Origin of the sequence: Pseudomonas abietaniphila (genome assembly GCF_039697315.1) — a bacterium.
Lineage (GTDB): Bacteria > Pseudomonadota > Gammaproteobacteria > Pseudomonadales > Pseudomonadaceae > Aquipseudomonas > Aquipseudomonas abietaniphila_B.
Genome location: NZ_CP155619.1, coordinates 520,366 through 531,867, shown reverse-complemented (window position 1 = coordinate 531,867; position 11,502 = coordinate 520,366). Strand labels below are relative to the sequence as shown.

The following is an 11,502-nucleotide window of genomic DNA, read 5'->3' as shown; positions in this document are numbered from 1 at the left end:
CTCCGCGACATATAAGCACGTTGTCGCGTATTGCAGAAGTTCCGCGTGCCGCCTGCCAACTTACGCTGCAACCGAAAGGCCCAGGCATGTCACGTTTGATTTTGATCAAGTGAGGGCAGCGCAACAAGGTCTGGTTATCAGGCAGGTCGCCCCGGCGAACAGCAGCGGCAGGGCGCAGCGACGGAGGGCAGGGCTCAGAGTGCGCTGGAGCGTTCGGCGCGTTCGCCGAGGGCGGTTTCGGAATGAGCCGCTGTCAGAGGCACGGGCCACTCGACAGCCACGGCAGGGCTGCTTTCAACCTGTCCGATGCCGCAACAGCAGCCGAACTGCTCAAGCAAATGTTGCTGTTCGCTGTCGTCCATTGGCAGTTGCCCGGTGAGGGGGTCGACCAGTTCGATCTGCCACGACAGCAGCGACAGGCATTGGCGCAGGGTCACCAGTGCTTTGGGCTGCAAGCGTCCCGCCGCTCCGGCAAAGTACAAGAGGTAACGCAATTGTCGGGCGAAGCTGGCGATCGCCTGGACGTGAGCCGCGTCGGATTTGCCGGCGATCTGTTGCAGCGTGCCGAGCAGACACTCGATCGCATCCTTATCGTCACTGATCAGTTCCAGGTGACTCAGGCATTCGTCTGCGCGGCCCATCAGGTGCTGGGTGTCGCCGAGAAAATCACTGTGCAGTTGATGCCACTCATTGCCGTTCAGCATGTGAAATCTCCACTCTTCATGGACAGCGACTCAAGGTCGCAGGGGGCGAGTGGCCCAAAGTTAATGTTGAAGGCAATTGAAAGTCTGTAGGGCGTTTCTGATTGTTGTGATTTGTTTGCGGTCAGCGAGGTGCAGTCGTGTGCGATACCCCGTGGCGCAGCCCAGACAATCCGGTCTGTTATCACTGGTTTTACGAGGGGATCGAGGGATTCCACGAACGCGACCACGTACCTGACTCCATTCATTCAATGAGAATGGCGTCACAATAATGGCTATTAGAAAGCGCGAATATCAGGTTTGCCCTGATTGTCGTTAAGGAATACCCCTAGGGGAAACGCTGAGACCCGCCTGCAGATTGGACAGACAGTCACTGTTTGTCTGCAGTTTCAGTGTTTTGGATGCACGCCAGTAAAGCATGATGTTAATGTGATATCAATTGTGCCGTCAGGCATTTTTATCAGCATTAAGGTCTGCACCGGCTCTGCCGATAAAGGGTAGGCGGACTTACTAGAACCTGCTCCAGGAGCAACAGATGGCTGGCATTCTCGACACAGTAGACCAACGAACACAGCTGGTGGGTGAGAACCGCCTGGAAATTCTCATGTTCCGCCTGGCGGGTCGGCAATTGTTCGCAATTAACGTATTCAAGGTGCAGGAAGTGCTGCAATTGCCCAAGTTGACGCTGATGCCGCAGCGCCACCCGTTTGTCTGCGGCGTGGTAAACCTGCGCGGTCAAACCCTTCCTGTGATTGATCTGTCTCAGGCCATCGGCATGCGTCCGCTGGTCCCGGGCCCGTCGAGCACCATCATCGTTACCGAATACAACCGCTCGGTCCAGGCGTTCCTGGTCGGCGGCGTTGACCGCATCGTCAACATGAACTGGGAGGCCATCCTGCCGCCGCCCACCAGTGCAGGGCGCCAGCATTACCTGACGGCCATCAGCAAGGTCGACGACCAATTGGTCGAAATCATCGACGTCGAAAAGGTATTGGCGGAAATCGTCCCTTACAGTGCCAAGGTGTCCCGCGACAAGCTGGAGGACCCGGTTCTGGAGCGTGCCCGTGGTCGTGAAGTGCTGCTGGTCGATGACTCTAACGTGGCGCTTTCGCAACTGCGTGACACCTTGTCCCAGCTTGGCGTGAAGATGCACGTGGCCAGCGACGGACTCAAGGCACTCAATATGCTCAAGGGCTGGGCCGACAGCGGCGAGGTCATGACCGACAAGTTGCTCATGATCTTCACCGATGCGGAAATGCCGGAAATGGATGGTTACCGGTTAACCACCGAAATACGCCACGACCCACGTCTGCGGGGTCTGTACGTGGTCTTGCATACCTCGTTGTCCGGCAGCTTCAACGAATCGATGGTGAAGAAGGTCGGTTGCGACAACTTCCTCTCCAAATTCCAGCCGGACAAGCTGGTGGATGTGGTTCGCGAGCGTCTGATGCTCGACCACTGATTCGCCCGCACGTGTTTCGAGCCCCTTGCTGTATGGAGGGGCTTTTTTGTATCTGTACCGATCCTTGAGGCATTCCCTCGTATAAAGTGATGGCTTTGCGCTCATCACTTCAAGGACACGTTCATGTTGCATCTCAGTGCGCTGTATCGGTATCCCCTGAAATCCTGCAAGGCCGAACCGTTGCAGCAAGCCAGCTTCGACGCGTTGGGATTGACGGGTGATCGACGCTGGATGCTGGTCGATGAGAGCAATGGTCGGTTCTTCACCCAACGCGCCTTGCCGCAGATGTCCCAACTTTCCGTGCTGTGGAATGCCCGCGGCGGTGTGACGCTGTCGGCACCGGGCATCGAGGCGCTGGATGTCGCGGTGCCTGAAGAGCTGGAAGCCAGCTTGCGCGGTGTGACGGTCTGGCGCGACACGTTGCGTGTGCCCGATGCAGGCGATGAAGCGGCGCGCTGGGTCAGTGAGTTCATCGGCAAGCCGACGCGCATGGTGCATATCCCCGAGGCGCGGGCGCGCTGGCTGCCGTCCGGGTACGGCACGGTCGAGGACAAAGTCGGTTTCGCTGACGGGTTTCCGCTGTTGCTGATCGGTCAGGCGTCGCTGGACGACCTGTCGGCAAAAATTGGCCGGCCTCAGGAGATGCTGCGGTTTCGTCCGAATCTGGTGGTGGAGGGGGCAGAGGCATTCGCGGAGGATGGCTGGAAGCGAATTCGCATCGGTGGCGTGGAGTTTCGTCTGCTCAAAGGGTGTTCGCGTTGCATTCTGACCACGATCGATCCGGCCACTGGCGAGCGCAGTGAGGACCGTGAACCGCTGAGCACACTCAAGACCTATCGCGAGAAAGAAGGCGAGGTCTGGTTTGGTCAGAACATGGTGAATGACGGGCCGGGAGTGGTGGAGGTTGGCATGGAGGTTGAAGTGCTCGAGTGATGTTGCGTTGTGCGAATCACGCGCAGGGTTGTTCTTCGGCGCGGGATTTCGGTTTAAATCCATGGCCTGCGTTCAGCCTGCACCCAAGTCGCGTTTTTTTGGCGTTTGGACTATCGCGTAGGAAAAGCAAAATCAAACGTATCGAATGACGGAAATCCCGTAGGAGCGTGGCTTGTCCCGCGATCTGCCGCGTAGCGGTAGCAAAATCAGGCGACTCATTCATGCCTGACACTCCGCATGCACAGGTCTTGCTGCCGGTTCCCGGCAGATCGCGGGGAAGCGCGCTCGTACAGGGACTGCGTCAACCAGAGAGTTGTGTTCAGATTTTGTTCTGTTTCTGCTGTTGATTTTGCTTCTCATACATCAATGGCCCAAACGCCGCCGAGCGCGACTTGGGCAGGCCTAACCGTATCTGCGCGACCAGAGCAATGGGGTATTCACACGAAACCAGCGCCAACCAGCCAAAAAAAGGGGCAGATCAACCAGATGATCCACCCCTTCGCATCAAGCTGAGGCCCGCTCAAAAATCATCAAAAAACCGCTCATGCCAATCCACCAGAGGCTGCGGTGCATTCAGCTTTTGCCCGTAGATCACCGCATACGACAATACGTTCTGCACGTACTGACGCGTCTCATCGAACGGAATGCTCTCGACCCACACGTCGAACGACAAATGATTCGCGCCTTTGAGCCACTGCCGCACACGCCCCGGACCTGCGTTATACGCCGCCGAAGCGAGCACCCGGTTGCCGTTGAACTGCGCATGCACCTGACTCAGGTAAGCCGCACCCAGCTGAATGTTCTTGTCCGGATCCAGCACCTGCGCCGGAGAGGCCAACGGGATGCTGAACTTGCGGGCCGTCTCTTTTGCCGTCGCCGGCATCAATTGCATTAAACCGCTAGCACCGACGCCTGAGCGTGCGTCGTCCATGAAGGCACTTTCCTGGCGTGTAATGGCGAACACCCAGCTGGAGTGCAGACCGCGGATCTGTGCTTCACGCACCAGGGTGTCCCGATGCGCCATGGGGAACCGAATGTCGAGGTCGTCCCAGTATTGCGCCTGGCTGATGGTCCGAATGGCCGGGAAGTACCAGCGCATGTCGTAGGCCAGCTTGGCCTGGGCGACCATTTCGTCGCGGCTGAAGCGCCGGGTGACGTGGTACCACTCGCGACGCCCGTTGACCACCTCGCCACGCTCGTAGAACTCCAGGGCCCGACGTACGCCCGGAGCATTGCGGACTTTGTTGATCGTCGCCTGGCTGAGTATCAGAGGCTTGTTATTCAGCATGTACGGGGTCTGAATGCGATCGGCGGCGAGGAAACCATAGAAGTCGCGCTCTTTCGAAACCGCCCGGTACAGCGTCGGCAGTTGCGGGTTGTTGGGCTGAGACAGCTCAAGAGCGCGGGCCTGCCAGTAGCGCCAGCGGTTGGTCGTGGCCAGATCCTGAGGCAGGCGACGGGTCAGTTCATAGGCATCGTTCCAGCGACCCAGGCGCAGCAACAGACGCAGGCGCCATTCAGTGACCGTGTTGTCGCGCAGGTCAGGGTCGTATTTGGTCATCACCTCAAGGGCGCGACCATCGTAGCTGCGCGCCAGCGTCAGGCCGATTTCCTTGGCGATCTGCACTTGCTCCTCATGGGAGAAGTGCAGGACCGGGGAGTAGCTGTCCAGCAGCTCCATCGCGCGTTGGGGGTCTTGCTTGGCCAGGCGTCTCAGGCCCAGTCCGACGACATCGGACATGGCTTCGTCCGCCGGCATGAACTGGCTTTGGTTGTTGACCATCTCCGGCTTCTGGGCCACGGCGATCAGCAAACGGCCTTGGGGTGCGAGTGTCGTCATGCTGTTGACCAACTGGTTGGCCAGCGCGTAGTTGCGCGCTTGGGCCGCCAGCTTGGCGCGTTGCCAGCGCTTCTGTTCGGTCAGTTGGCCTTCGACGGCCCATTGCGCGAAGAACGTGTCGCAGGCCGCTGGCAGGGTCTTGCCTGTCATCCAGGTCTTTTCGGCGTTGGCGTAGCCTTCCGAGCGCAAGTTATGGCTCAGTTGATAAGACCCGTAGAGGCAGTCGAGCTCCACGAAGTTGAGTTTGGGGTCGTAATACTTGACGAACGGTTGCCAGTCGCCTCGTGAGGCCAGCAGACGCAACCAGCGCAACTTCATGAAGTTGGCCTGCGGAAGGTCGCCATGATCGGCGAGGAATTTTTCGACTTCGTCGTTGCTCGCGGTATTCAGACGAGCCGTCAGCTCGTCGTACGCCAGGTAAGGTTCGAGAGGGTAATCCGCCAGCGCCGAGCCGTACATGCGATAAGGACCCGCATCGCCTTTGGCCAGCGCGCGTTTGGCTTGATCGTAATATTGACGTTGGGTGGTGATATCGACCGCTTGGACGGACTGGGCGGCGGTGGCCGACAGAAGCAGGCAGGACAAAAGGCTGAACAAACGACTGCGCATGAGACTTCCGTGCAGATGAACCGTGAAAAGTGCCGTTAGCTTAGCCTTTTGCCAGCGCGGGTTGAAGCGCGAAGGTGCGGGAGAGGGGCCAAGGAAACAAATACTTGCAGTTGAGGGAGGCGTTGACTTTGGATTCTCAGGTCAACCCCCAAACCCGTCATCGAATCCCGCCCAATCCTTGCGCTATCTCAGGTAGAATGCGCGCCCGGTTTTTGGAGAAGCTCATGACCCTGCTCAAATTCACCGATGTGTCCCTTGCGTTCGGCGCCATGCCGTTGTTGGACAAGGTGTCCTGGCAGATCGCCCGTGGAGAGCGGGTCTGCATCATCGGTCGTAACGGCACCGGTAAATCCAGCATGCTCAAGCTGGTCAAGGGCGTTCAACTGCCCGATGACGGCAGCGTCTGGCGTGCACCTGGCCTGAAAATCGGCGAGTTGCCTCAGGAATTGCCCGTGGCCGACGGCCGCACCGTGTTCGACGTCGTGGCGGAAGGCCTGGACGGCGTGGGTGCCTTGCTTGCCGAATACCATCACCTGAGCCAGAACATCGTCACTGCCGAAGACCTCGACAAGCTGATGCATGTGCAGTCGGACCTCGAAGCCCGTGACGGCTGGCGCTTGCAGCAACTGGTCGACAGTACCCTCAGCCGCCTGCAACTGCCTGCCGACAAGACCCTCGCCGAGTTGTCCGGTGGCTGGCGTCGTCGTGTCCTGCTGGCGCAGGCGCTGGTCTCCGAACCTGATTTGCTGCTGCTCGACGAACCGACCAACCACCTGGACATCGGTGCCATTGCCTGGCTGGAAGAAGCGCTCAAGGAATTCCAGGGTGCCGTGCTGTTCATTACGCACGACCGTTCTTTCCTGCAAAACCTCGCGACCCGCATCTTGGAGCTGGACCGTGGCGGTCTGATCGACTGGAACGGCGATTACGCCAGCTTCCTGGTGCACAAGGAAGCGATGCTCGCCGCCGAAGAGACGGCGAATGCGTTGTTTGACAAGCGTCTGGCCCAGGAAGAAGTGTGGATTCGCCAAGGCATCAAGGCCCGTCGTACCCGCAACGAAGGTCGTGTTCGCGCCCTTAAAGCATTGCGCGTAGAGCGCAGCGAGCGTCGTGAGCGCACCGGCAAGGCCAATATCCAGCTGGACACTGCCGACAAGTCCGGCAAGCAGGTCATGGTCCTGGAAAACGTCAGTTTCGCGCACCCGGGCGGTCCGATGCTGATCAAGGATTTCTCGATGGTGCTGCAGCGCGAAGACCGCATCGGTCTGCTGGGCGCCAACGGTACCGGCAAGACCACTTTGCTCAAGCTGATGCTGGACAACCTCCAGCCCACCAGCGGCACGGTGGAAGTCGGCACACGTCTGGACGTCGCTTATTTCGACCAGTTGCGTCATCAACTGGATCTGGAAAAGACCGTGATCGACAACGTCGCGGAAGGTCGCGACTTCATCGACATCGACGGTCAGAGCCGCCACGTGCTCAGCTACCTCGGCGATTTCCTGTTCAGCCCGCAACGTGCGCGGACGCCGGTCAAGGCGCTGTCGGGTGGTGAGCGTGCGCGTTTGCTGCTGGCCAAGCTGTTCAGCAAACCCGCGAACCTGCTGGTCCTCGACGAACCCACCAACGACCTGGACGTCGAAACGCTGGAGCTGCTCGAAGAGGTGCTGTTGACCTTCAAGGGCACGGTGCTGATGGTCAGCCACGACCGGGCATTCCTCGATAACGTCGTCACCAGCACCCTGGTCTTCGAAGGCGAGGGTAAGGTGCGGGAGTTCGTCGGCGGCTATCAGGACTGGCTGCGTCAGGGCGGTTCGCCGCGTCTGCTGGGCGTGACCGAAAGCAAATCCGGCAAGGCCGACCTGAATTCGGCGATTGTAGAGCCGGTCGCAGCCCCGACGCCTGCGTCGGAGTCAGCGCCTGTCGCGAAGAAGAAGCTCAGCTACAAGCTACAACGCGAGCTGGAGGCTTTGCCTGGCGAGATCGATGCCAAAGAGCAGCAGATCGCGGCGGTTGAGGCTGAAATCGCTGACCCTGCTTTCTACCAGCGTCCTGCCGCTGAGACGACCAAGGTACTTGCGTCGCTTGAACAGATGAACAGCGAACTGGAAGCGCTGGTTGAGCGCTGGGCTGAACTGGACGAGTAATCCGCTGACACCTCGCAACAAAAAAGCCCGAGCCCCTTCAAGGGTTCGGGCTTTTGTTTGAGGGGTGCGATTACTCCGTGCGTTTGGCCAGGCGCACGGCCAGGACGTCGCAAGGCGCGCCGTGCAGTACGTCATTGGCGGTGGAACCGAGCAGCAGGGAAAGGCCGTGACGGCCGTGGCTGCCCACGACGATCAGGTCAACGTTGTGTTCCTTGGCCAGGTTGTGAATTTCCTGCCTGGGCTGGCCGTAGGTCAGGTGGCTGTCGCCGGTGCGTACGTCAGGGTATTTCAGTTTCAGGGCTTCAAGCTTTTCCTTGGCCTGATCGAACTGCTGTTGCTGCAGTTGCGACAGGTCCATCGGTACATCGCCACCAAAGGCCATGGCCATGGGCTCGACGATGTGCACCAGTGACAGCTTGGCACCGCTGGCAATCGCGAGATCCTTGGCTTTCTTGATAACCGGATCGCACTCTTCAGTGAGGTCCACGGCTACCAGAATATGTACATAGGACATGGGATGTTCCTTCTGAGGTTTGCGATGGTTTTGATTATGGCTCTTTTCACGCGCCTCATGGCACGCCTTTGTGTTTCGCTCACCGCTTGCGGCGGCGGGGGCATACAGATATGACGGTGTGGATAGTGCTGTCAATCATTGCGGTGGTTTTGAGTCCTCTGGTGTGGCTCAGGCCATCCCGCTCCCAGAGCGGCCGGATGGCCATGCGCATGGAGGCGCGACGCATGGGGCTGGCGATGCAGCTGATTCCTCAAGGCTGGCCGCACTGGCTGCCCGTTGAGCCGCCGAGCCCATGCGCGCAGTATCACCGGCCTCGACGCGCGCGCGAACCGGATACGTGGAGTTACTGGCAGACAACGCCTGGAAACTGGGTCAATCAGTGGCGTGAGCCCTGTGAAGATGCACGCGTGCTGCCGCACTTGCAGACGCTGCCAGCCGATGTCTACAAAGTTGAGGCGGGCAAGCAGCTGATTGCACTGTATTGGGGAGAGCGGGGCGAAACGGAAGTGTTGCACCGCATCACCGCGGTGCTGAAAGCCTTGGCGTGACCTCGAGCCGGAGCCATTAACCAAATCGCAGGCATTAAAAAGCCCGATAACAACATCGGGCTGGGGGTTGGCCAGGCAGGCCGATAATTCGTGGCGCTTTGCGGTGCAATGCCGCAAAAGACGTTCAGATTCGCTTCACACGGCTTGCGAGAAACGACCCGTCTTGATGCGCAGTGCGCTGAATGTAGACCTTAATGGTGCATTTGTCTGCTGTGGATCCCATTATTTTTCAGCCAACCCACGCCAGTCGTCGCTTCTCGCGTTTATTCCTCAGGTCTGCCGCTCAACGAGATCACTTCGCTGAATGGCGGGTTATCAAATGTGCCATTTACCTGTGATTTGCCGGTTTTGTCCGCTGTCGGGCGAATTGACAATTGCTGGAATATGGCCGAAGGTAGGCGCACCCAAATCAAACGGGCGTATGAATTGAGTGTTTGCCGTAGGAACGCTCTTACAGGCGCCCGAATCGCGTCGACGGGGTACCTGGCGTTTGGTGTGTACGTCGACGGAAACGTCGTGTTTTTCGCCGGATTTCAGCGTCTGACGCGTATTGTTCAGCTTCCATATCGTGGAGATCAGTTGATGATTTACGAAGGTAAAGCCATCACGGTTAAGGCTCTTGAAAGTGGCATCGTCGAATTGAAATTCGACCTCAAGGGTGAGTCCGTCAACAAGTTCAATCGCCTCACCCTCAACGACCTGCGTCAGGCTGTCGATGCCATCAAGGCCGACGGCTCAGTCAAAGGCGTCATCGTCACCAGCGGCAAGGACGTTTTCATCGTCGGCGCCGACATCACCGAATTCGTCGATAACTTCAAGCTGCCGGACGCCGAGCTGGTTGCCGGAAACCTTGAAGCGAACAAAATCTTCAGTGACTTCGAAGACCTGAACGTGCCAACCCTTGCTGCCATCAATGGCATTGCGCTGGGTGGCGGTCTGGAAATGTGCCTGGCAGCCGACTTCCGGGTCATGTCTGCGACGGCCAAGATCGGTCTGCCTGAGGTCAAGCTGGGGATCTACCCGGGCTTTGGCGGCACCGTTCGCCTGCCGCGTCTGATTGGCGTCGATAACGCGGTCGAGTGGATTGCTTCCGGCAAGGACAATCGTGCCGAAGATGCCCTGAAAGTGGGCGCCGTTGATGCTGTTGTCGCGCCAGAGAAGCTGCAAGAAGCGGCACTGGACCTGATCAAGCGCGCGATTTCGGGCGAGTTCGACTTCAAGGCCAAGCGTCAGCCGAAACTGGAAAAGCTCAAGCTGAACGCCATCGAGCAGATGATGGCCTTCGAAACCGCCAAGGGTTTCGTTGCCGGTCAGGCGGGTCCGAACTACCCGGCCCCGGTCGAAGCGATCAAGACCATTCAGAAAGCCGCTAACTTCGGTCGTGACAAGGCGCTGGAAGTCGAGGCCGCCGGCTTCGTCAAAATGGCCAAGACATCGGCCGCCGAGAGTCTGATCGGTCTGTTCCTCAACGATCAGGAACTGAAAAAGAAAGCCAAGATCTACGACGAAGTCGCCAAGGACGTGAAGCAGGCAGCCGTATTGGGCGCTGGCATCATGGGCGGCGGCATCGCCTACCAGTCGGCTGTCAAAGGCACGCCGATCCTGATGAAGGACATTCGTGAAGAGGCCATCGAACTGGGCCTGAACGAAGCGTCGAAACTGCTGGGCAAGCGTGTCGAGAAGGGCCGTCTGACGCCGGCGAAGATGGCTGAAGCGCTCAATGCGATTCGTCCAACGCTGTCCTACGGCGACTTCGGCCATGTCGATCTGGTCGTCGAAGCCGTGGTCGAGAACCCAAAGGTCAAGCAAGCGGTGTTGTCCGAAGTGGAAGGTCAGGTCGCCGAAGGCACCATCCTGGCGTCCAACACGTCGACGATCTCCATCAGCCTGCTGGCGAAAGCCCTCAAGCGTCCGGAAAACTTCGTCGGCATGCACTTCTTCAACCCGGTGCACATGATGCCGCTGGTTGAAGTCATCCGCGGCGAGAAGTCCAGCGAAGTCGCGGTGGCGACCACGGTGGCTTACGCCAAGAAGATGGGCAAGAACCCGATCGTGGTCAACGACTGCCCGGGCTTCCTGGTCAACCGTATTCTGTTCCCGTACTTCGGCGGTTTCGCCAAGCTGGTCAGCGCTGGCGTCGATTTCGTGCGCATCGACAAGGTGATGGAGAAGTTCGGCTGGCCGATGGGCCCTGCTTACCTGATGGACGTCGTGGGTATCGACACCGGCCACCACGGCCGTGACGTGATGGCCGAAGGTTTCCCTGATCGTATGAAGGACGACCGTCGCTCTGCGGTGGACGCGCTGTACGAGGCCAACCGTCTCGGTCAGAAGAACGGCAAAGGCTTCTACGTCTACGAGACCGACAAGAAAGGCAAACCGAAGAAGGTCGTCGACGCTTCCGTGCTGGAAGTGCTCAAGCCGATCGTCTACGAACAGCGTGACGTCACTGACGAAGACATCATCAACTGGATGATGATCCCGCTGTGCCTGGAGACCGTTCGTTGCCTGGAAGACGGCATCGTCGATACGGCGGCCGAGGCCGACATGGGCCTGATCTACGGCATCGGTTTCCCTCCGTTCCGTGGCGGTGCACTGCGCTACATCGATTCGATCGGTGTCGCTGAATTCGTTGCCCTGGCTGACCAATACGCTGATTTGGGCGCTTTGTACCACCCCACTGCGAAGCTGCGCGAAATGGCCAAGACCGGCCAGCGCTTCTTCGGCTAAGTGCCCAACGAACAGGTGAAA

Annotated in this window: 8 protein-coding genes; 5 read left to right on the top strand and 3 right to left on the bottom strand. The window is 58.9% G+C overall.

Annotation, left to right across the window (positions count from 1 at the left end; all coding sequences use genetic code 11):
* Positions 1 to 194: 194 nt before the first annotated feature.
* Positions 195 to 704 carry a hypothetical protein gene (locus tag ABDX87_RS02305; protein ID WP_346831392.1) on the bottom strand — a complete coding sequence of 170 codons (510 nt, stop codon included), beginning with the start codon at positions 702 to 704 and terminating at the stop codon, positions 195 to 197.
* Positions 705 to 1,236: 532 nt separating this feature from the next.
* Between ABDX87_RS02305 and ABDX87_RS02300 the strand changes: the two genes are divergently transcribed.
* A complete protein-coding gene (locus ABDX87_RS02300; protein WP_346831391.1) occupies positions 1,237 to 2,163 on the top strand; it encodes a chemotaxis protein CheV in 927 nt (308 codons plus the stop codon).
* 123 nt (positions 2,164 to 2,286) lie between these two features.
* Entirely contained in the window at positions 2,287 to 3,096 is an 810-nt protein-coding gene (locus ABDX87_RS02295; RefSeq protein WP_346831390.1) for an MOSC domain-containing protein, read from the top strand.
* Between the two features lie 520 nt (positions 3,097 to 3,616).
* On the opposite strand, the gene ABDX87_RS02290 is transcribed toward ABDX87_RS02295, so the two are convergent.
* Positions 3,617 to 5,545, bottom strand: a complete 1,929-nt coding sequence (locus tag ABDX87_RS02290) for a transglycosylase SLT domain-containing protein (RefSeq protein ID WP_346831389.1) — start codon at positions 5,543 to 5,545, stop codon at positions 3,617 to 3,619.
* Between the two features lie 224 nt (positions 5,546 to 5,769).
* Between ABDX87_RS02290 and ABDX87_RS02285 the strand changes: the two genes are divergently transcribed.
* Positions 5,770 to 7,689 carry an ATP-binding cassette domain-containing protein gene (locus ABDX87_RS02285; RefSeq protein ID WP_346831388.1) on the top strand — a complete coding sequence of 640 codons (1,920 nt, stop codon included), beginning with the start codon at positions 5,770 to 5,772 and terminating at the stop codon, positions 7,687 to 7,689.
* Between the two features lie 70 nt (positions 7,690 to 7,759).
* Here ABDX87_RS02285 and ABDX87_RS02280 read toward each other — a convergent pair whose 3' ends face one another.
* Positions 7,760 to 8,203 (bottom strand): universal stress protein, encoded by a 444-nt coding sequence (locus tag ABDX87_RS02280; RefSeq protein WP_346831387.1) that lies wholly within the window; start codon positions 8,201 to 8,203, stop codon positions 7,760 to 7,762.
* Positions 8,204 to 8,313: 110 nt separating this feature from the next.
* On the opposite strand from ABDX87_RS02280, the gene ABDX87_RS02275 reads away from it, so the two are divergent.
* Complete coding sequence (locus ABDX87_RS02275; RefSeq protein WP_346831386.1) at positions 8,314 to 8,751, top strand: hypothetical protein; 438 nt, start codon at positions 8,314 to 8,316, stop codon at positions 8,749 to 8,751.
* Positions 8,752 to 9,333: 582 nt separating this feature from the next.
* Positions 9,334 to 11,481 carry a fatty acid oxidation complex subunit alpha FadB gene (gene fadB / locus ABDX87_RS02270; RefSeq protein WP_346831385.1) on the top strand — a complete coding sequence of 716 codons (2,148 nt, stop codon included), beginning with the start codon at positions 9,334 to 9,336 and terminating at the stop codon, positions 11,479 to 11,481.
* Positions 11,482 to 11,502: the final 21 nt, after the last annotated feature.